Source organism: Rhodopseudomonas pentothenatexigens, assembly GCF_900218015.1.
Lineage (GTDB): Bacteria > Pseudomonadota > Alphaproteobacteria > Rhizobiales > Xanthobacteraceae > Rhodopseudomonas > Rhodopseudomonas pentothenatexigens.
In genome coordinates this window covers 156,904-177,710 of sequence record NZ_UFQQ01000006.1, presented here as the reverse complement: position 1 = coordinate 177,710, position 20,807 = coordinate 156,904, and the positions used below count along the sequence as shown (strand labels likewise).

General features: G+C 65.4%; 17 protein-coding genes. 7 read left to right on the top strand and 10 right to left on the bottom strand.

The window, feature by feature from the left end:
- Positions 1–108: 108 nt before the first annotated feature.
- The gene (locus DWA33_RS07235; protein ID WP_244601215.1) at positions 109–1,617 is read right to left on the bottom strand and encodes a hypothetical protein; all 1,509 of its coding nucleotides are present in this window, start codon (positions 1,615–1,617) and stop codon (positions 109–111) included.
- 284 nt (positions 1,618–1,901) lie between these two features.
- Between DWA33_RS07235 and DWA33_RS07230 the strand changes: the two genes are divergently transcribed.
- Positions 1,902–2,588: a methyltransferase domain-containing protein gene (locus DWA33_RS07230; protein WP_114357420.1), complete on the top strand. Its 687-nt coding sequence runs from the start codon at positions 1,902–1,904 to the stop codon at positions 2,586–2,588.
- 111 nt (positions 2,589–2,699) lie between these two features.
- Here the strand turns inward: DWA33_RS07230 and DWA33_RS07225 are convergent, their stop codons facing one another.
- From DWA33_RS07225 to DWA33_RS07215, 3 genes are all read right to left on the bottom strand, one after another.
- Complete coding sequence (locus tag DWA33_RS07225) at positions 2,700–2,864, bottom strand: Flp family type IVb pilin (RefSeq protein WP_114357419.1); 165 nt, start codon at positions 2,862–2,864, stop codon at positions 2,700–2,702.
- 110 nt (positions 2,865–2,974) lie between these two features.
- A complete protein-coding gene (locus DWA33_RS07220) occupies positions 2,975–4,375 on the bottom strand; it encodes a TAXI family TRAP transporter solute-binding subunit (RefSeq protein ID WP_114357418.1) in 1,401 nt (466 codons plus the stop codon).
- 127 nt (positions 4,376–4,502) lie between these two features.
- Positions 4,503–6,092, bottom strand: a complete 1,590-nt coding sequence (locus tag DWA33_RS07215; RefSeq protein ID WP_114357417.1) for an MDR family MFS transporter — start codon at positions 6,090–6,092, stop codon at positions 4,503–4,505.
- A 213-nt stretch (positions 6,093–6,305) separates the two neighbouring features.
- Here DWA33_RS07215 and DWA33_RS07210 point away from each other — a divergent pair, with 213 nt between their 5' ends.
- On the top strand, positions 6,306–7,373 hold the full coding sequence (locus DWA33_RS07210) for a linear amide C-N hydrolase (protein ID WP_114357416.1): 1,068 nt from the start codon (positions 6,306–6,308) through the stop codon (positions 7,371–7,373).
- A gap of 73 nt (positions 7,374–7,446) precedes the next feature.
- Here DWA33_RS07210 and DWA33_RS07205 read toward each other — a convergent pair whose 3' ends face one another.
- Entirely contained in the window at positions 7,447–7,686 is a 240-nt protein-coding gene (locus DWA33_RS07205) for a BrnA antitoxin family protein (protein WP_114357415.1), read from the bottom strand.
- Between the two features lie 53 nt (positions 7,687–7,739).
- On the opposite strand from DWA33_RS07205, the gene DWA33_RS07200 reads away from it, so the two are divergent.
- Positions 7,740–8,912, top strand: a complete 1,173-nt coding sequence (locus tag DWA33_RS07200) for a serine hydrolase domain-containing protein (protein ID WP_114357414.1) — start codon at positions 7,740–7,742, stop codon at positions 8,910–8,912.
- A 311-nt stretch (positions 8,913–9,223) separates the two neighbouring features.
- Here DWA33_RS07200 and DWA33_RS07195 read toward each other — a convergent pair whose 3' ends face one another.
- From DWA33_RS07195 to DWA33_RS07185, 3 genes are all read right to left on the bottom strand, one after another.
- Positions 9,224–10,516, bottom strand: a complete 1,293-nt coding sequence (locus tag DWA33_RS07195) for a ComEC/Rec2 family competence protein (protein ID WP_114357413.1) — start codon at positions 10,514–10,516, stop codon at positions 9,224–9,226.
- Between the two features lie 26 nt (positions 10,517–10,542).
- Entirely contained in the window at positions 10,543–12,579 is a 2,037-nt protein-coding gene (locus tag DWA33_RS07190) for a S8 family peptidase (protein WP_114357412.1), read from the bottom strand.
- A gap of 69 nt (positions 12,580–12,648) precedes the next feature.
- On the bottom strand, positions 12,649–13,788 hold the full coding sequence (locus DWA33_RS07185) for a patatin-like phospholipase family protein (protein WP_114357411.1): 1,140 nt from the start codon (positions 13,786–13,788) through the stop codon (positions 12,649–12,651).
- 314 nt (positions 13,789–14,102) lie between these two features.
- Between DWA33_RS07185 and DWA33_RS07180 the strand changes: the two genes are divergently transcribed.
- The gene (locus DWA33_RS07180) at positions 14,103–14,636 is read left to right on the top strand and encodes a hypothetical protein (protein ID WP_244601214.1); all 534 of its coding nucleotides are present in this window, start codon (positions 14,103–14,105) and stop codon (positions 14,634–14,636) included.
- Positions 14,637–14,649: 13 nt separating this feature from the next.
- Here the strand turns inward: DWA33_RS07180 and DWA33_RS07175 are convergent, their stop codons facing one another.
- Positions 14,650–15,972 carry a caspase family protein gene (locus DWA33_RS07175; RefSeq protein WP_114357410.1) on the bottom strand — a complete coding sequence of 441 codons (1,323 nt, stop codon included), beginning with the start codon at positions 15,970–15,972 and terminating at the stop codon, positions 14,650–14,652.
- Between the two features lie 369 nt (positions 15,973–16,341).
- On the opposite strand from DWA33_RS07175, the gene DWA33_RS07170 reads away from it, so the two are divergent.
- From DWA33_RS07170 to DWA33_RS07160, 3 genes are read left to right on the top strand one after another with little or no spacing between them, the layout of a single operon-like run.
- Complete coding sequence (locus tag DWA33_RS07170) at positions 16,342–18,657, top strand: TonB-dependent siderophore receptor (RefSeq protein ID WP_114357409.1); 2,316 nt, start codon at positions 16,342–16,344, stop codon at positions 18,655–18,657.
- Positions 18,654–19,799 carry a PepSY-associated TM helix domain-containing protein gene (locus DWA33_RS07165; RefSeq protein WP_114357408.1) on the top strand — a complete coding sequence of 382 codons (1,146 nt, stop codon included), beginning with the start codon at positions 18,654–18,656 and terminating at the stop codon, positions 19,797–19,799. The genes DWA33_RS07170 and DWA33_RS07165 overlap by 4 nt, the downstream gene beginning before the upstream one ends.
- Positions 19,796–20,002 carry a hypothetical protein gene (locus DWA33_RS07160; protein WP_114357407.1) on the top strand — a complete coding sequence of 69 codons (207 nt, stop codon included), beginning with the start codon at positions 19,796–19,798 and terminating at the stop codon, positions 20,000–20,002. The genes DWA33_RS07165 and DWA33_RS07160 overlap by 4 nt, the downstream gene beginning before the upstream one ends.
- A 23-nt stretch (positions 20,003–20,025) precedes the next feature.
- On the opposite strand, the gene DWA33_RS07155 is transcribed toward DWA33_RS07160, so the two are convergent.
- Positions 20,026–20,769: a sulfite exporter TauE/SafE family protein gene (locus DWA33_RS07155; RefSeq protein ID WP_114357406.1), complete on the bottom strand. Its 744-nt coding sequence runs from the start codon at positions 20,767–20,769 to the stop codon at positions 20,026–20,028.
- Between the last annotated feature and the right edge of the window lie 38 nt (positions 20,770–20,807).

Below are 20,807 nucleotides of genomic sequence, written 5' to 3'. Positions count from 1 at the left end.
CAGCCCTGGCTGCCACCGTCGGCGATCACCGCCGCCGCCTCCCGGACCCAATTCTGGAGCATGGCCGGAAGCTACCCGGGCAGCGTCACGCTGTCAAGGATTATTTTCTTAAGAAAGCCGGTGCGCGAGCTGCCCCTGCCGGATCTGGCTGCCGAGCAGCAGGCCGGCCAGCAACATCATGAAGCCCATCGCCGGCGGCGCGAACAGCGCCTCCTCCTGGAACAGGCCGTTGGTCAGCACAATCAGCACGCCGAAGCTCGCCATGCCGAGCAGCAGAATGCCGGAGCGGGCGTACAGCCGCCAGCACCACCACGCGACTGTCGCATAGAAGCCGAGCGGAACCAGTGCCGCCACGCCCATTTGATACAGCAGCACGCCGACCGAGCTTTCCGCGGCGCCATCGACCGCGCCGGCCTGCTGCGCCGCCTGCCAGTCGATCCCCGCAAATCCCTCGGTCAGGTTACCGCCCAGCCCGAGGCCGCGGCCCAGCGGCGCATGCAGGAAGCCGTTCCACCCGCCCATCAGCCCGATGACGTGGTAGTCGCCGAGCTGCAGCCCGGTGTAGATCACGAACGCGGCGTACACCGCCAGCACCACCACCGCCCCGAGCAGGACCAGCACCGGCCCGATCAGCACCGTGCCGATCCAGGCCGCGCCGACGAACAGCACCATGATCGCCGCGCCTTTGACGCCGCACAGCATCATCAAGACGAGCGCCAAGCCGCCGAGCACGCCCCGCCCGACCGCCAGCAGGAACAATGCGAAGAAGCCGACGCCGTAGGCGAAGCTGACCGGGCTGATGTTCGGTCCGTACAGCCGCAGCATTTGGCCGAGACCGAGGTCCTTGAGCAGCGAGGTGTTGAAGAAGTCGACCACGAACACATCCATGATGCCGACGATCACCTTCCCGGTGGTCCGCATCTCGCGCTCCCACACGCCGGTATTCGTCGCCTTGATCTCCTGGAGCCGCCAATAGGCATGGCCATTGGTGAGGTCGAACCACGCATCGCGGAAGGCGAACTCGACGACACCGCAAAGCAAAACCAGCACGGCGATGACCACGACATACGGCGTCACGCGGAGTCGGTAGTTAGCTGCCGCCAGCAGCGCGAGCTGGAACAACAGGAACGGCAGCGCGATATTGCGAAGGTAGATCGCCGCGGCCTTCGGCTCGCGGGACAGGCCGATGACGAAGTAGACGCCCATCACCGCGAGGACGGCGGTGCTCGCCAGCAGCATGCGGTTCAGAGCAGGCGACCGCCGCGAAACCGCCGCGCGCGCCAAAGCGACCAGCCACATCACCGCGCAGATCAGGAAGTTGTAACCCTTCAGGAATTCGAGTTCGGACGGCTCGGTCACCAGAGGAGAGAACAGCGACACGAAGACGTTCTGGAACATCATCAGAAAGATCGCGATCACCGGCCCCTGCGCGGGCATCACGATCGCGATCGCCACCGCGATCATCGTCTCCACGACGATCGCCAGCATCGGGCTGGCGACGTGCAGCAGCGGCGAGAATGCGGTGGCGCCGAGCGCGACCAAAAAGGTCACGATGATCTTCGCACGCGGCTCGCCCGCTTCGTCGAGCACCGCCGTCGAAGCCGCTTCGGCTCGCACGTCATCAACCCCGGATGTGCCGGCGAGCCACATGCTTGACCTTCTTTGGCGGATCGAACGAGGAACCGCCATTGTTAGCCAGCAACGGCGAAGAACCGGTTAACCATCACGAGTCGGGCGGCCTTTGGAACTCTCGAGTCACGACCGTTAATCATTCCGCAAGAATTGCGGAGCGCCCTCCTCCGGTTGGCAAGTGATCCACTTGATTCGCATTCGCCAGATGTCCACAAAACCACCAGAAGAACGAGATCGAGTGCGCACCGAAGTAATTCGAGGGAGTGACCATGCGGAGCATCGGACAAATCATCGGCGACTACGACAATCCGAACAGCCTGGGCTCGAAGTTCCGGCGTCGACGCAGCGCGCCGCTGCGGCGGATGATCGAAGCCGTCTACGCCGAGAAGGGCGAGGTACGGATTCTCGATGTCGGCGGCATGGAATACTATTGGGACATGCTCGGCCCGGACTACCTCACCCAGCACAAGGTCACGATCGACCTGCTCAATCTGAAGGACGATATCCGTCCGGTGAAGAATCCGGAGTTCTTTCGCGCGATCGAAGGCAACGGCTGCGAATTGCCGTTCCCGGACAACGCCTACGACATCTGCCACTCGAATTCAGTGATCGAGCACGTCGGCAATTGGCACAACAAGCTGTCGTTCGCGCGTGAGACGACACGCGTGGCGCCGCGTTACTTCCATCAAACTCCGAACTTCTGGTTCCCATGGGAGCCGCATCAGAGCATGGCGTTCTATCACTGGCTGCCGGCGCCGATGCAGCTGTGGATCGCGCGGCATCACCGGCTCGGCTGGGCCAAGACCAAGGCACAGACCGTCACCGACGGCATGTGGGCGGTCGAGCACGCCAGCATGCTGGATCGCACTATGGTCGACAGCCTGTTCCCGAACGCCAAGATCATCGTCGAACATTTCGTCGGATTGCCGAAATCGTTCGTGGCGATCCGAGCCTGAGCCCGTTCGGTTCATGCTGAAGCAGAACCGAGGCTCGGAAATCCGATCGACTGCGGCGTGTTGAACACGTCGCAGCCCAAAGGTGGCGAGGAATCGACGCGAACGCGGAGATTACTTCAGCGCGTCACTGACCGAGGTGTACTGGCCCGACACACTGGTGCCGAGCGTTGTGACCACGCCCGCGATGACAATGCTGATGCCGGCGGCGATCAGTGCATATTCGATCGCGGTGGCGCCGCGCGAATCGGCCCAGAAACGGGAAATCAGGCGTCGCACCGCACTCTCCTGTGTTGGCGCCCAAGCCGTTCCGGGTTCTGCCGGAACCGGCCGGAGCCTAGAGGTGACAGGTTACGGGAATGTTGACGGCAGGCCGTGGAAGCGCGTGATCAGCCGCCCGGTGCAGCCACCGCCGCCGGATGAGCCGGTACCAGACCGGGCCCCGCCGCGGTCAGCATGGCGCGGCGATCCGCCACCGCGTGGTGGAATTGCTCCAGCACCAGGCTGAACGGCTCGAGATCTTCAATTGCGCCATCGTCATAGCAATCCAGCGTATCGCGCAGAATCTTGTCGATCTCGTGCTGCAAGGCCTCGAGCGCCTCGAGCGACTCCGCTTTGCGCGCCTTGCCGATCATGGCAAGCGCCCGGTCGCGCATCTTGGTGCCGGCCTCGCGCTCGTCGCGGGTCAAGTAACTGCGGAACCAAGCGCCGGCCGAGCCGAGGCCGGACAACAGCAGCACCAATCCCCAGATGTAGTCGCTGTTGCGCTCCATGAAGGTACGATCGGTGCCGTCGATGAACGCGGCGGCGCCACGATGCGCCGGCAGCGCTGCGTCCTTCTCGGTGTCCGGCGCTTCGATCTTGCCGGCGAGCGGCATCTCGCGCGAGATCTGCTGCCGGGCGGCGAAGATCTGCCGGGTCAGCTTGGTCACAACGATCGACGATAGCGACTGCCGCGCAACGATCAGATGATTGACGCTGACGGTGTCGACCTTGTCCTCCGGCCGCGCCGGCTGGGTCGAGAAGATGCTGCCGGGGATCTCTTCCGAATCGTAGATCGGATATTTCTTGGCGATGGCGTCACCGACATCGATCGGTAAGAAGCGCAGCTCGCCCCTCGCCTTCGCGGTCGCGGCGATCGCTTCCCCGGTAATCCTGCTGTCGAGCGGACCGACCGCGAGGAAGGCATCGAGCGACGGATCGCGCGCCATCTCGGCGAGCTGGCCGGTGGCGAACTGCTCCTTGTGCACCTTGTCGGGCGCCACGCCGGACTCGGCCAGAATGATGTCGAACAGTTTGACGTTGGCCGGCGTCCGTCCGATCACGCCGACCCGGCGGCCGGACAGATCGGCGACGGTCTTGATCGCCTTCCTGCCCTTCCCGGCCGATGACGGCGCCCACAGAACGACGACGTTCTTGCGCAGCACCGCGACCGCCTGCGCGTCGGCCGGCAAATCGAGGTCGGCCCGGGTGACCGCGAGGTCGGCCTTGTGGTCGCGCAACGCGTCGATGCTCGGCGTCGCCCCACCGGTGACCAGCGGCACCAGCCGTACCGCGGCCCCGTCCCGCGCAAAGCTCTGCGCCAGCGCCTGGACCAGCTTCAGATCGTCGCCGCCGCCCGGCCCGACCGCGATCTTCAAGCTCACCGGCCGCAGCTCATAGAACACCAGAGCCAACACGCCGACCGCCACCAGGATGAGAGTCAGCATCGACGCCAGCGCAAAGCGTGCGCGATTGCGACGGCGCCGGTTGCGGAAAGTGTCGCTGCTACTGCCGTCCGGGGAAGCCATCCCGTCACCCGCTGTTCGCGCCGACCGGCGCCGGACCCACGCCCTGCTCCGCGCTTACGGCCGTTGTGCGGCAGAGTACTCGAATTTCGATCGCCAGGTATCGGCAATTCCGCCGGCCCTGGGCTCTCTAATCCGGAAGCGCGAGCGTGGGTTCAGGGCCGGCCAGCTTGCGCTCTTCCATCACGACGATGCACAGCGCCGAGGCTGCCAGCATCAGCGCGGCCGCACCGAACACCCAACGGAACCCCGCGACCATCTCGCCGGCGGCCACACTGCCGACGACGTGGCGCTGTTCGCCGCCGCCGAGCTGGACATCGCCGCCGAGCGCGATCAGCAGGATCGCAGTGAACGCCGCCACCGTAAACGAGGCCATCAGCGCCCGGAAGAAGTTCATAGCTCCAGTCGCGGTGCCGATCTGCGGCCGCGGCACCGCGTTCTGGATCGACACCACGCTGACTGGAAATACTGTGCCGAGGCCGAGCGAACACAGCGACAGCAGCGTCAGGAACAGCCACAGCGGTAACGGCGTCAGCAGCGCAATCGCCAAAGCCATCAGCGCCGCGAAGCCGGTGCCGAGGATCGCGATCCGCTTGTAGCGCTCGACATGTACCATCGCTCGGCCGGTGAAGGCCGCCCCGAACACCGAGATCGCCGCGATCGGGATCAGCGCCAGGCCGGATTGGCTCGCGGTCAGGTGGTACACCGCCTCGTAATACAACGGCATGTGCACGGTGAGCGCGATCATCGCCCCCATGGTGAAGGCGCCGCCGGCCATCGCCCACGGCACCACCGTCCCGCTCATCAATGACAGCGGCAGAAACGGCTCGCGCGCCCGCAGCGCGTGCCAGACGAAGCTCACCGCCAGCAGCACCGCCGCGCCTGACAGCGCCAGGATTGTCGGCGACAGCCAGGCAAAGCGATTGCCCCCCCAGGTCAGCACCAGCATCACCGCCATTGCCGCAGACATCAGCAGCACGCCGCCGAGCCAATCCACTCTGCGGCGGCGGTGATACACCGGGATCTTCGCCATCTTCGGCAGCAGCAGCGTCAGCGCGCCGATTGCGAGCGGCAGGTTTATCCAGAAGATCATCGACCAGTGCAGATGCTCGGCGAAGAAACCGCCGAGGATCGGTCCGCCGATCCCCGCAGACACCCAGACTCCGGAGAAATAAGCCTGATACTGCCCCCGTTCGCGGGGCGTGACGACATCGGAGATCACCGTCTGCACGATCGGCATGATGCCGCCGCCGCCCAGCCCCTGCAGCGCGCGGCCGAGGATCAGGACCAGCAGGCTCGGCGCCAGCGCGCACATCACCGAGCCGGCGACGAACAGGCTGAGCGAGACGATGATCATCACCCGTCGCCCATAGATGTCGGCCAGGCTGCCGAACACCGGAGCGACTGCAGTCGACGACAGCAGATACGCGGTGATCACCCAGGACAGGTTTTCGACGTCGCCGAACTGCCGTCCGATCGTCGGCAGCGCGGTCGCGACGATGGTCTGATCGAGCGCGGCGAGGAACATCGCCAGCAGCAAGCTCATCAAGATCGCGCGAACTTCGCCCTGGGTCAGCGCACCGGCCGGCGCCAGCGGCGGCGCGTCGCCGAGATTGATCACTTCGGTCGGAATGCTGGAGAGTTCGGCGGCGGCTTCGTCGGACAGCAGATGGTGGGGCGCGCCCACAGGTTGACGGCTCTGGCGTTCGGACATGCTCATGCGGGCGCGGAATCTCGTCGGGCTGAAACGATGCGGGGGACATTCGCCAGTGCATCCTACTAACGCATCCCCTGCTGGAACGACAGCAACGTCAGCGCATGGGTGCACCGCGTACCGCTGCCGGTCCATGGACTCGGGATATGATCAGCAGCCGGCGGAATGTTCCGCATGGCAAAATACGCCCACGCTTCGTGTGGGGAACGGAGGTCAGCCATGATCGGGTTCAAGCGACGTCTCCTCGCCACCTGCGCAGGCGCAGCTGCCATCGCTGGATTGTTATGGCCGCCGGTCGCCGACGCCTGCACGCGCCTGGTCTATCTCGGCGCCGACAATCAGGTGATCACGGCGCGATCGATGGATTGGGCCCGCGATATCGGCACCAATCTCTGGATCTTCCCGCGCGGCATCAAGCGCTCCGGCGAGGCCGGCTCCAATTCGGCACAGTGGACCGCGCGCTACGGCAGCGTCATCGCGTCGGCCTATGATGTCGCGACTTCGGACGGCATCAACGAGGCGGGGCTGGTCGCCAACGTGCTGTGGCTGGCGGAATCGCAATATCCGCCGTTCGACGGCTCCAAGCCGGGGCTGGCGCTGTCGCTGTGGCCGCAATATGCGCTCGACAATTTCGCCACCGTCGCCGAAGCAGTCGAGGCGCTGGCGAAGGAACCGTTCACGGTCGTCACCGACAAGATGCCCGGTGAGCAGCGCATCGCCACGGTGCACCTGGCGCTGTCGGATGCCTCCGGTGACAGCGCCATCATCGAATACATCGACGGCAAGCAGGTGATTCATCACGGCCGGCAATACCAAGTGATGACCAATTCGCCGACCTTCGAGCAGCAGCTCGCGCTGAACTCGTACTGGCAGCAGATCGGCGGCACGGTGATGCTGCCCGGCACCAATCGCGCCGCCGACCGCTTCGCGCGGGCTGCGTTCTATGTCGGCGCGATTCCGAAGACACCCGACCCGGTGGAATCGATCGCCGCCGCATTCAGCGTAATCCGCAATGTGTCGGTGCCGTTCGGGATCTCGACGCCCGATCAGCCGAACATCTCCTCGACCCGCTGGCGCAGCGTCGCCGACCACAAGCGCAAACTGTACTTCTTCGAATCCGCGCTGACGCCGAACGTGTTCTGGGTCGATCTGACCAAGCTCGATTTCTCCGCCGACAAGGGCGTGGTGAAGAAGCTCGACCTCGGCCCCGGCCAGCGCAACATTTTCTCCGGCGAAGTGCACGATCGCTTCAAGCCGGCGGAGCCGTTCAAATTTCAGGGGCTGTAAGGTCGATCGACAGCGCAACAACAGAGTCGAACTGCAGTCTCCGAGAGCTTCTCTCGGAGACGAAACGTCGGGTTCACTTGATCTTGTTGATGCGACGCAGATCGGCGTCGATCCGCGACTGCCAACCTGGACCTCCGGCCTTGTAGGTGTCGATCACCTCCGGCGACAGCCGTAGTGACACCAGTCGCTTGGTCGGCGCCTTGTTCGGTCCGCGCCCGCGGCGGATCGAAGCGGCAAGATCGGGAAACACTTCGGCGAATGAACGAAGCTCTTTGATCTGCTCCGCCGTCAGTTCCGGACGGGCCGCCAACATGGACCATCGGCGTGCGAGCGCCTACATACCCCGGGTCCCCACCTGGAGTTCATATGTCCCCTTCCGATCTCGCCGCGCCGGAGGACGCATCCGGCGCCACGCTCGCCAACCGGCGCGAGCTGCCGTTCAGCCGCTGGTCGTTCCGCAACATTGATGCCCTGATCCCGACCGAGACGATCCCCAACGCGCCGGACGATATCTGGCCCCTGCCTGCTGCACCGCGCGAACTCACGGGGTTTCGCGTCCGCGCCCAGGGCGGAGAAATGCTCGACCTCGATGGCTTCCTGACAGCGACCGACACCGACGCGCTGGTCGTGCTCAAGGACAGCACGATCGCCTTTGAGGCTTACGCCAACGGCACCACCGCGACGACACCGCACATCATCATGTCGGCGTCGAAATCGATCACCGGGTTGATCGCCGGCATCCTCGGCGAGCGCGGCCACCTGCAGCTCGACGCCGAGGTGACGACGCTGATCCCGGAAGTGGCGGGCACTGCGTATCAGGGCGCGACGCTGCGCCAGATGCTCGACATGCGGACCGGCATTCTGATCGACCTCGACGCGCAGCGCGCCTATGCGGCCGCCGCCGGCTGGGATCCGGTGCCGCCGGATCGACCGCCGACCGACCTCAAGTCGTTCTACAGCAACCTGGCGATCAAGCCGCAGCCGCATGGCGGGCCGTTTCGCTACGTCTCAGCCAACACCGATCTGCTCGGCTGGGCGATCGAACGCGCAACCGGCACCCGTTTCGCCAAGCTGGTTTCCGATCTGTTGTGGCGCCCACTCGGGGCCGAGCAGCCGGCCTCGATCACCACCGACCGGCAGGACCAGGCACGCACCACCGGCGGCTTTAGCATGGTGGCCCGCGATTTTGCCCGGATCGGACAGATGGTTCTCGACGACGGCCTACGCGACGGGCGGTCGATCGTCCCGTCGTCATGGATCGACGATCTGTGGCGTGGCGGCGACCGGGATGCCTGGCGGCAGGGAGAATGGCAGAGATTGTTTCCGTACCGGAATTTCAGCTACCGCGGCGGTTGGTACGTGATCCACGACGAACCGAAAGCGATGTTCGCGATGGGAATCCACGGCCAGAACCTGTTCGTCGATCCGGAGAGCCGGCTGGTGATCGCCAAGCTGTCGTCGCAGGGAGCTGCAGTCGATAACGCCGCCTGGGCGGTGACACATCGCGCCTTGCCGGAATTCCGCCGCTGCCTCGGCTGAGCGGCATGCTCGATCAGTTCGAGCTGCTGCCCCGAGATCCGGCAGCCGCCCCCGATCGGAATTCCAATGGCGATCCGACGACAAAGAAAGAGGCCCGGTCGCCAATCGGCGCCCGGGCCCAAGTCTAGGGAGGAAACGCCCCAAGGAAGGGGACCGCGACGAACCGCATCGCGGATGTTCAGTATGTGACACACTTGCCGCGTGTATTCTATCTGGGCAAATCCCGAGTCCGGGAATGCCCCGATCGTAGTTTTACGGATGCGACCGTGCCCTGCACAGCGGCGATGCGAACCGGCCGCGCTGGCCGCAGGTCAGACCACGACCTTGTCGAGCAGGTCGATCAGATGCGGCTTGCCGTCGGCGACGATCTTCACCTTGGCGGCCAGTTCCGGATTGTCCGCGAAGAACGCGACCAACCCCTGCTCCTCCGCCGACCAGTCCGGCCGCACACCGCCCTTCGGCGGCTTGGCCCGGTTCGCCTCCTTTGCCTGCTGCTTGGTCCAATCGGCCTCGCGCCCGGCATCGATCTCCTCGACCGGATAGGTCAGATGGATCGTGTAGTCGTCGTCGACACCGCGCGCATCGAGCAGCATCTGCAAGGTGGCGCGCTCTGGATTGCCGTGGTCGCCGTTGCCGGAAAACACGTAGTGATCGGCGGTGACCCGTTCAAAGAACGACGTCTCCATATTGTTGTCGCTGCCGTGGTGCGGCACTTTGAGAATGTCGACGTGCAGCGTCTCCCCCTCCGCCAGCTTGCCGCCCATCTCGAGCCCTTCGATGATCTTGTCGCCGCGGGCGTCGCCGGTCAGCAGCATGGTCTTGCCGCCGCATTCGGCCAGCAACACGATGCTCGACAGGTTTGGCACTGATTTGTCGACGAACGCAGCCAGCATCGCCGACGCAGTCGGTCTGGTGCCTTCGCTCTTGCGCCGACGCAGCCATTGATCGTGCAAGTCCTGCAGGGCTTGCAGCTCTTTCTGCATCGGGCCCGCGACGGTGATGGACACGCCATTGAGATCGACCGGCGCAACCTCCGGCGCGGTCAGGATCAGCTTGCCCTTGAACTTGTGGTTCGGCTTCCAGCCGAGATCGGCAGCGTCGTCGCGCAAGGTCCGCCCTTGCGGCACGCTGGCGAGCACGGCCTGCGCCGCGGCTTCCTCCTCGCTGTCGCCGACCTCGACGCCCGCGAACAGATTGGCGTCGGCGCCGGCCAGAATCGAGGCGGTGCCGAAGCCGCTCGTCAGTTCGTCCGGCTTGGTCGACAGCAGGTCGTCGAAGCTGTTGTGCCACAGGCTGGTGACGGCGAGCCGGAGACCGGCCGCCCGTCTGCGCTGCTCGTGGGTCAGATCGAGGATGCCGCGAATATGGTCGTCGTCGATATGGCTGACCAGCACGACGTCGACCGGCAGCGGATCGGCGGTGTCGAGCAGTCCGGCGCGCTCGCGCGCAGCCCGCAGCTTCTGCAGCCGCGGCTCCAACGACTGCGCGTACACCGTCGCCGGTCCGCCGTCGATCAGCATCACGCGCGGCCTGTCCTCGGTGCCGTAATGCAGCATGAGGCAATCGCCTTGCCTTGCTCTCAGCACATCCAGACTGAAATACATCACCCTGCTCCTACGCGTCGGTGCCTTCAGATCGACTGGAATGCGCGCAGCACGTCCAGCATGCCGTGCCCCTGGAAACTGCGTTCGCGGCCGAGATCGGTGGCGCTGGCGCAGAGGATCTGCTTCACCCGCCGCGGCTGGCCGATCAGTTCCTCGTAGCGCGCCAGCAGCATCGCGGCTGCGCCGCTGACATGCGGCGCCGCCATGCTGGTGCCGGACTCCGGCGCCCATCCGTGGTTCAGCACGGTGGAGTAGACCCGCTCGCCCGGCGCCACCAGATCGGGCTTCAGCCGGCCGTCGCCGGTCGGGCCGCGGCTGGAGAAAAAGCTGATGCCGTAGGTCTGCGGCCAGTTGCCGTGGGTCGAGCCGACGGTGATGACGCCCTCGCCGTTGCCGGGGTCGGTGATGCTGAAGGCGGCGTAGTTCTCGAACGGACCGTCTACGGTCTGAAACTTCTGGTAGCCCCGGTTGCCCGCAGCGGCGACCACGACCACGCCGCTCTCCACCAGCCGTTCGCATTCGTTGCACACCGGCGTCCGGCCGCAGGCGTAGTTGCGGACGTTGTGCGGAATCGAGAGGCTGAGATTGACGCCGTGCACGGTGATGTAATTGTGCCGCTCGTTGATGTAGCGGATGTACTGCAACGCCGCGATCACCGCGAATTCGGTGTCGGCCGCGGTCTTCCCCAGCACACGGAAGTCGTACAGCCGGATATCCGGGCACATGCCGTTATAGGCCGAGCCTACGAGATCGCCGTCGGCGCCGATAATGCCGGCAACGTGGGTGCCGTGCGGATTGGTCGGCGGTGTCGGATTTTTCAGCGTGATCAGCTTCTCGACATCGCCCCAATTGATCGGACGCCGGTTCTCGGCGTCGGCAGCGACCTGCTTGAGATATTTCTGCGTCGCCTCGAACGACAGACCGGTGGTTCGCGCGATGCGATCGACCTCGGTCGGCCCGACATCGTCGACCTCGCTGGTGACAATCTCGCGAATCCGGGTGAAGTCGAAGGTCTTCTTTACCCGGCTCGTATGAACTGGATTGTTCGGATCGGTCGTCGCCTGTTCATCGATCATTTGCAATGCTGGATGACTGCCGTCGATCCCGGAATCGATCACACCCCAGACGATCCGGTCGCACATCACCCGGAACAGCGACTGTGCCGCGTCCGCCTTCACTGCAGGGACCGAGCGATCGAGCGCGGTGTCGGCGCGGCGGTTCAGCGACACCTGGAAGATGTACCCCTCGGCCAGTGCGTCACCGGCGAGCTCGCCTATCTCGGAGCTCTTGCGCACCAGTTCGGCGAGATCCTCCTCGACCTCGGGATAGGCCTTGAAGATCTCATCGACGATCTCGGCGGCAAACGGCGCATACTGCGCGAAGGCCAGATCCTCGTCGAGTTCGGGCAAGTTCAGCAGCGTCGCGGCGCTGCCTGTCGCCTGCCCCGGCAGTTGATCTTCGGAACGCCGCTGACGCTTGCCAATCCAGAAGATCAACCCGGCGAGCGCGATATAGCGTTCGAGCGATGAGTAGTTGTCGCGCTCGACATTGATCCCTGCTTTGCGCGTCGCGCCCGGTGGCGTCTGCAGCAGCTTGATCAGCGCCGCGCGGCGCTCCTCGACCTGTTTGATCCGGCCGGCGCCCTGCTGCTGCCGCCACCACAGCGTCAGCGGCACCAGGATGCACAGCACTTCGTCGAAATACAGCTCTGCTGCGACCAGCCCCTGCAGATAGGCGATCTTGGCGGATTCGAGCCGGCGCGACAGTGGCGCATCGACCATCTCGTTGCGCGATCTGTTCCAGATCGGCCGTCCAAGCCTGATCATGCTGGCGACGTCGGCGGCCGTCGCCTTGAAGTGCGGGGTGATCAGAACGTCCTGACGCGCGCCGGGATCGAGCGCATAGGCGGCCCAGACATCGCCGAGCAGCGGCGAATCCTGCAAGACCCGGCGATCGTCGGCGGGGCCGAGCAGGATGGTCTCGACGATCTCGCCGGGCAGCGAGAACTGCATCGGCCGGCCGTCATCGCCGCTCGGCCATGAGGACACGTCGCTCCGCGCCATTGCTTCTCTCCCGGAAAACGAGGCGACCAGCATCCGTCCGGGCGCTGAGCCGGCACGACCGCCCCGATCTCACACGCCCGATTGCGGATAAGGAAACTGTTTCGGCGCCGGCAACCCGGCATCGACGTGTTTCCGCAGCGCCGCGTCGCACACCGCGTAGCCCCAATTGATCAGCCGATCCTGGGTGACGTCATCGAGCCGCTTCAGCCGGGTGGCGATCTCGGCGAGCTGCATGGTGCGGATGTGCGGGCACGGCAGCGCGTCGACGAGCTGATAGTCGGTGATGTCGGTGCGGATGCCCCAATAGGCGCCGCGCCGCACATGCGATCTGAACGAGTCGATCAGTTGCCGCTTGCGCAGCGACCGGACCTGATTGTCGACCAGATTGAGCACGCGGTAGGCATGCTGCGCCCAGTCGGTCGCCGGCTCTTCCTCGGCAGCGACTTGGCCGCCGGCATCGCTGACCAGGACGGTGGTGTAGCGCTTCCACACCGTCTCCAGGCCGAGATTGTCGTAGACCCCGCCATCGGTCAGAAACACCCGGCTTGTGAACGGCTCGCGTTGCAGATCGTCGCCGGAATTCGGCGTGAACGTGGTGGGATCGAGCCGGAGCTGGAACGGCGACAGCACCGGCGGAAACGCCGACGACGCCGTCACCGCCTGCGCCAACGTCACGGTTGGATTCCGCACTTCGCCGACCCGATAGTCGCGCATATAGGGCTTGGCGAACCGCCACAGCACGCCCGACTGCACATTGGTGGCGTTGATGACGAAGCGCGGCGCGTCCGGCAGATCCTGCAGCGTGGCGCCGTGAAACAGCCCTCTGTCGTAAGCCTTGGCGATCTCGTCGCCGATCGATACGCCCGGCAGCGCAATGCCCCACAGGATCGATCCGGCATCGATGGTTTCACCGGCGAAGGCACGCAGCGGCGCCACCACCTCGCGCACGAACTCGGTCGTGGTGCTGCCTGGCGCGAAACTCAATGCCGGCCATTTCAACGCCAGCAGGCCGGCGGTGATCGAGCCGCCCGATACGCTGGAAATCCGCTTGACGGCGCCCAGGATGCCGGCTTCGTGCAGCCGCCACAGCACGCCGACATGAAACACCATCGCACGGTAGCCGCCACCGGACAGGCACAGCGCGATGCCGTCCTCGAGCTTCGGTGCGACGATTTCAGTCGGAATACGTCCTACAGGAGAGTCGGTCATGCCCTTGCCCTCACAATTCGGCTGGACGACCAGTCAGTTCAATTCCCGATGCGGCGCATGACGCGCCGACAATCCAACTATCAATCAAGCAGCAAAATACGACCTATGGTTGAACGCTAGCACCACCCGGTCCTGCTGTAAAGTAATCAGCTGCTAAGTGGCGCGTCGTCAGGTCGCGGTGCAACGCGTACACAAGCTGGACTTGACTGCTACCAGCGCACCGGCAAAGCTGGCGGAGGGAGGATGCGTCATTCTGCGCTTCGGTTCTCGATGCGCAGGCTGCGGATTGGTCCCCGATCGACCGATATCCGATCATGATGATCAGTCCGGAAGGCCGCTCGATGACGACAATCGCGACCCGATCCATCATCCGTGCCGCGCTGCTGTCGGCCACGCTGGCATTCGCCGCATCGCCGCACCTCGCCGCCGCCCAATCCGGCAGCGCCGGCGGCAGCATCGGCAACACCGACAAGACACTGTCCGGCTCACGCAAAGTCATCCGCGAGTCCGCCCCGGCGCGCCCGTCCCGCGCCAGCCGGTCCGAGCCCCGCGAGCGGCGCAGCACAAGACGTAGCAGCGGCGGTGGCGACAATTTCGACGGCGCCTGGCTGGTCGCCAGCGTCGGCCGGCCTTGCGGTGCGGCGTCCGAAGCAGTGCTGATCAGCAGCGGACGGATCGTCGGGCAATACACCTCGGGCCGGGTCGCCGCGAGCGGACAGGCCACCGGCTCCGGATCGTCGGGCGGGGTGAGCTGGACCTCGTCGGGAAAATTCTCCGGCCGCCGCGGCTCCGGCACGTTCCGGCGCTCGGATGGATGCGTCGGCACCTGGACTGCGTCCAAGCAGTAGCCCCTTCGCCGCCTCAGCGTCCGGAGCCGTCGGCACAGACCGCGCCGATGATGCGGCATCCCTTGCCGGACTTTGCGCAGGAGCTCAGTGCCGCGTCCTTGGCGAGCTGAAGGCTCTCGCGGTCGAGCAGCGCCCAGGAGTCACGCGAGACCGCAAACGCGCCGCAGCGCGAGCCGTAGAAGCTGAGCTCGACGGCGCACGGCGCCGAGCCACAATTGGAGCGTGCGTCCGTCACCGCAGCCTTGCGGCTGCGATGGTTCCAAGAGATGCCCCATTTCTCCTTGTCGGGATCGTAGACGATCGAGCCCCACGGCCGCAGATCGACTGTCTGGCGCAACCGCTCGAGCAGTCCTTCGGTCGCCTCCCCGGTCTGCGGAAGTTCGGCCTTCTGCTGATACTGACTGATGGCGCGGCGCAGGCCGTTGCCCGGGTCGGGCTGGTCGGGATCGAAATTCAGCTCGTACAGCCGCTCGCGCAATTCGCGCAGCTCGACCGCACCGGTCAGCGGCGTTCGGTCGCGGTCGCTCCGCGGCTCGCTCAGCCGCGCCTCCTCGGTCGCGGCCGTCCCGGCCGGCTGCGGCGCAACGAAATAGAACGTGCCGTCGATCGGCGACGACGACACCCACGGCTGCTGCGCGCCGGCGGTCGCCCGCATCACCGCCAGGCCGACTTGGTTGAAAGTCTGAAAGATATCGAGCCCGACGCGCCGCACCGTCGCCGACAGCGCTCGCGTGTACGGGCTGTGGCCGTCCGCGCCATCGAGCGCGACGCTGCCCGGCTGGGTCGCATAGGAAATCAGCGTGCCGTCGGGTGCACGCATCTGCGCCAGCCCGCCTCCGCCGGCGCGCAGCCCGCGCGCGCCGAACGGATTGTTGCGGCAGGCATCCAGAACCACGATCTTCAGCCGCGTCCCCGCCCCCTGCATCTGCCGCAGCAGGACGTTGACATCGACCATCTGAAAATCGACATCGGCCTCCCGCACCGGGTTGGCGGCGATCGGCACCAGATAATTGGCGCCACCGACCTGCACGCCATGGCCCGCATAATAGAACAGCGCGACGTCGGCGCCCTCGCTCTGCCGACCGAACGCCTGAATCGCGCTGTCGAGCGCCGGCTTGTCGAGATCGAGCTGGGCGCGGCCACCGACCAGATCGAACCCGATCGCGTGCAAGGTGTCCGCCATCAGCGTCGCATCGTGCTTGGGATTGTCGAGCCGGGCGACATGCTGGTAGCCGGAATTGCCGATCACCAGGGCAACGCGCTTGTCGGCTGCTGCCGGCGAATGCCACAGCGCCCCCAGCACCATCAGCGCAAGTCCGGTCGCGATCCGCCCCATGCCAGATCCATACTGTCCAGCTTCGATCGACAGCCTAACCGGATTCCACGACACTGCAAAAGCCAGTTTCGTTTGCGTGGTACAAGACGCGACCCCGGGGCGGCCTCTGGAACGTTGTCGAGCCGATATCCCCGGCCGGCAGCAATTGATTGGAGCGATTCAAAACGACGACCGCTCCGCGAGTCGCTGTCGCTGCCCACCACTCGGTTCAATGGAATCAAAGCGATGATCTGCCGTGAGGATCACCGCCGCATTCTGACTCGATGATCTTCGATCAATTCCAAACTGGCTTCGCGCAATAGCTTTGCAACAGCGTTGATACACGCAGCGGCATTCGATTACTCCCCTCCCTCGACTTGGGGGTGAGCGATGAAGTTCGTCAATGCCGGCGCGAATGCCGGTCGCAATTCTGTGGCCAATGCACTGCTGCTGACCAGCGCGTTGATCGCACCATTGGTGTCGATGCCGGCGGCTGCCGTCGCGCAAAGCGCCAAACCGCAAGCAACCGAGCTGCCCGCGGTCGAGGTCGCCGCCCCGGAGGCCAGCCGGCGCCAGGCGCAGCCGGCGCGCGACAGAAGCCGCTCCGCGGCAGGCCGTGCGCGACGCCCCGCGCAGCGTGCCGTGCAAGCGCCGCAGCCGGTGCAGCCCGTGCAACGTGCTGTGTTCGAACGCGGCACCGATCCGGTGCCCGGCTTCGTGCCGAGCGTCAGCGCCAGCGGCACCAAGACCGACACCAAGCTGATCGAGACACCGCAATCGGTGTCCGTGATCAGCCGCGACAATCTCGACGCGCGCGGTATCGACACCGTCGCCCAGGCGCTGCAATACACCGCCGGCGTCGCGGTGCAGACCGGCGGCGCCGATCCGCGCTACGATCAGGCCCGCATCCGCGGCTTCGAGACCAACGGCTTCTCCAATTTCCGCGACGGCCTGCGCGACACCGCCAACGGCTCGGCGTACTTCTCGGTGTTTCGCAACGAACCCTACGGCGTGCAGCGCATCGACGTCGTCAAGGGACCGAGCTCGGTGATGTACGGCCAGAGCCCGCCCGGCGGTCTGATCGACCTGATCAGCAAGCGTCCGACCGATCGGGCGTTCGGCGAGGTGGTCGGCTTGGTCGGCAACGCCGACCGGCTGCAGGGCGCGTTCGACGTCGGCGGCCCGATCGACAAGGACAAGACCCTGCTCTATCGGCTGACCGGCGTGCTGCGGGATTCCGACGCGCAGATCGCCAAATTCTCGGACAAGATCAAGGACGACCGTGCCTATATCGCACCGGCGGTGACCTGGCGGCCGACCAACGACACCACGCTGACGATTCTCAGCGACTTCCAGCACGACGTGTTCGGCAACGCGTTCCCGGTGTCGGTCGGCGTCGTGCGCGGCGGCAAGATCGTCGACGTCAAGGCGCTGCCGCTGTTCCTCGGCGATCCGTCGTACAGCACCTTCGATCAGACCCAGTATCGGATCGGCTACCAGTTCGAGCACCGCTTCAGCAACGATCTGATCGTGCGGTCGCGCGCGCGCTACGGCCATGTCGACCTGGAATATCGCTACCTCACCTTCGCCGGCACTCCGCTCGACACCCAGACCGTGTTCCCGCGGGTCTCGCGCAAGGTGCTGGAAACCAGCGACGCCTTCAACATCGACAACCACGTCATCGCCAAGGCCTCGACCGGCCCGCTGCAGCACACGGTGCTGATCGGCACCGATTATCAGGCCTTCGAACTCAGCGGCGACCAGTTCGGCGGCACCGCGCCGTCGCTGAGCCGGATCAACCCGGTCTATGGCCAGCAGGTCGCGATCCCGACGACGCTGCTGCAGAGCTACAAGCAGAATCTGAACCAGGCCGGCATCTATCTGCAGGACCAGATCAAGCTGGAGAACTGGATCCTGACGCTCGGCGGCCGCTACGACGCCGCCCAGCAGACCACCATCAATCGCCTCAACGGCGTGCCGCAGCCGAACGACGACACCGCCTTCACCAAGCGCGCCGGCCTCACCTACGTGTTCGACAACGGCATCGCGCCCTATGTCAGCTATTCCGAATCGTTCCTGCCGACCGCCGGCATCGATTTCAGCTCCAACGCCTTCAAACCGACCAAGGGCAAGCAGTACGAAGGCGGCGTCAAATTCCAGCCGAACCGCGATCTTCTGTTCACCGCGGCGGTGTTCGACCTGACCCAGGACAACGTGCTGACCGCCGACCCGCTGCACCTCAACTACAGCATCCAGACCGGCCAGGTGAAATCGCGCGGTTTCGAACTCGAACTGCTTGCCAAGCCGCTGCCCGGACTGAACCTGCTGGCAACCTATACGCTGCAGAACCTGAAGAACACCGAGAGCAACAACGGCGATGTCGGCAAGGTGCCGGTGCTGATCCCTCGCCACATGGCGTCGGCGTTCGTCGACTACACCCTGCAGAGCGGGCCGCTCGCCGGCTGGGGCTTCGGCGCCGGCTTCCGCTATGTCGGCGAGTCCTACATGGACATCGTCAACACGCTGACCAACGACGCCTACACGGTGTTCGACGCCGGGCTGCATTATCGCCAGCCGAAGGGCATCAATCTGGCGCTGAACGTCAAGAATATAGGCAACGACGACCATGCGCAGTGCACCGTGACCGGCGGCTGCCAGTACATCACCCCGCGGGTGATCACCGCGACCGCGAGCTATCGCTGGTGACAGGGACGCGCGCACTTCGAATCTGGAGCAAGGTCCACACCTGGACCTCGCTGATCAGCATGCTGTTCATGCTGCTGCTGGCGATCACCGGCCTGCCGCTGATCTTCCACGAGGAGATCGCCGAACTGACCGAGGAGCGCTTCGTCCCGCCGAATCTGATCCATCAGGCCCCCGCCGCCCCGGTCGACGACGTGCTGCGAGCGGCCCAGGCATCCCGCCCCGGCGATCACGTGCTGTTCGTCACCTGGCGCGACGAACAGCCGGGCGTGGTCGTGGTCACGATGTCGCCGACGCCGAAGCCGATGCGCGCGCAATTCTATCGCCTGGTGATGGATGCCCACACCAAGGCGGTGCTCGGCGAAGAGCGGCCGCAGCGCGGCGTGATGGATATCATCCTGCTGCTGCACAAGAACCTGTTGCTGGACCTGCCCGGCGAACTGTTCCTCGGCGCGATGGGCCTGTTGCTGGTGGCGTCGATCGTCTCCGGCGTCGTGGTCTACGCGCCGTTCATGCGGCGGCTGGACTTCGGCACCGTCCGCCAGAGGTCGCGGCGGCTGAAATGGCTCGATCTGCACAATCTGTTCGGCATCGTCACCACGGTCTGGCTGTTCGTGGTCGGCGGCACCGGGGCAATCAACACGCTGGCGATGCCGATGTACGATTACTGGCGCGGCCAGGTGCTGCCGCCGCTGCTGGCGGCGCACCGCGGTGAGCCGGTGGCACAGGCTTCCTCGCTCGATCAGGCGGTGGCGCGGGTCCGCGCCGCGCTGCCCGACGGGCAGCTCACCTCGATCACCATGCCGACCGCGGAGAATTTCGGCAGCCCGCGGCATCTGGTGGTGTGGATGAAGGGCGACTCGGCTTTGACGGCGCTGATTGCCACGCCGACGTTGGTCGATGTCGACCAGACCGTGGCGGTGCTGGTGCCGCAGATGCCGTGGTACTTGACGCTGCTGCAGATGTCGCGGCCGCTGCATTTCGGCGACTATGGCGGCCTGCCGCTGAAGATCGTCTGGGCGCTGCTCGACCTCGTCTGCATCGTCGTGCTGATCACCGGGCTCTATCTCTGGATCGCCAAACAGCGCCTTGGCGGCAGCGTCCGCAGCCGCACCGCGGCGCCATCTGATGCGAGGCCGGCATGACCACGCCCCGCAGAGCCTCGCACACCACCGCGCAGATCTTCGCCGCGCCGCTCGCGATCGGCGCCGTCACCGCCCTCGGGCTGACGACAGCGTTGCTCGGCGACGGGCTGTGGGACTGGATGTCCTGGATTGCGCTGGCCCTGCCCGTCGTCGTGGCAATAGTGTATTGGCGCCTCGGCGCAATGCGAACCAACTCTCGATAGGGCCCGCAACGGCATCCGCACAGTTACATTTGCCGCCAGAACAGCCCGATCGTCAGCGCGATGCCGAGGGCGACGATGCCGACACGCAGCCAGGTTTCGTTGATCCGGCGCAGCACCCAGACGCCGAACAGATAGCCGGCGGTCGACGACACCGCGAGCACCAGCGCTTCGAGCCACTTCACCTCGGGCGAGAACGCGAACATCGCCACCGCCGAGGCGTTCATCGCCGCTGCCAGCGCGTTCTTGGTCGCGCCGGCGTTGCGCGCGGCCATGCCGGCGATCGACAGCGCCGCCATCATCAGAAAGCCGATGCCGCCGCCGAAGTAACCGCCGTAGATCGAGATCAGGAATTGAAGGCCGATCAGCACCGGCGCACCGACCTGCCGGCCATGTGCCGCCGGTTTGCGGCCGAAGCTGCCCCAGGCGAACATCGCGGTGGCGAACAGCACCAGCCACGGGATCATCTTGGCGAACAAGGTCGGCGGCGTAATCAGCAGCAGCAGTGCGCCGGCCGCCCCACCGGCGAGGCTGGTGAACACCAGCGCCCGAAACGATACGCTGCCGACTCCGCGCACCATGCCGCGCCCGGCATAGCCGGAGGCGAACTGCCCCGGAAACAGCGCAACCGTGGAGGTGATGTTCGCCGACAGCGGCGTCATTCCTGCGAACAGAAGCGCCGGCAAAGTTACGAACGAACCTCCACCGGCAAGCGTGTTCTGAACGCCGGCCCATAGGCCGGCGACAGCGATGATGATCAATGCAGTCATGCGCGCTCTTCTGCGCGAAACCGCACCAATCTGAAAGC